Annotated in this window: 1 protein-coding gene; it reads right to left on the bottom strand. The window is 58.4% G+C overall.

The genetic code is table 11. The features are described from left to right. Window positions 1–61: 61 nt before the first annotated feature. A partial coding sequence (locus MA884_RS27850; protein WP_256233488.1) for a hypothetical protein occupies window positions 62–274 on the bottom strand: 213 nt, incomplete at its 5' end.

The following is a 274-nucleotide window of genomic DNA, read 5'->3' as shown; positions in this document are numbered from 1 at the left end:
GCCCTCACTCCGGCATTGCTCCGTGGGCCCGCCGCGAAGGGCCATCCATGGCCCATCGCGGCTATCCCGGCATCCATGCCGGGATGCCCACTGCACAATACCTGCGTTCGGCCAGCGTGGTTAATGGGGCGTCCAGATCAAGATCAAGATCAAGATCAAGATCCAAAGCAAAGCAAAGCAAAGCAAAGCAAAGCAAAGCTGGGCATGTCCAGCATCTGGCTGAACCACCGCTTTCGCGAGCAAGCCCGCCCCTACACTTAATCTTCAGCAGCCA

Source organism: Pseudomonas sp. Q11 (assembly GCF_024494355.1).
In the GTDB taxonomy this organism is placed as follows: domain Bacteria; phylum Pseudomonadota; class Gammaproteobacteria; order Pseudomonadales; family Pseudomonadaceae; genus Aquipseudomonas; species Aquipseudomonas hefeiensis.
Note: the sequence above shows the minus strand (reverse complement) of the source record. Positions and strands in the feature narration are given on the sequence as shown.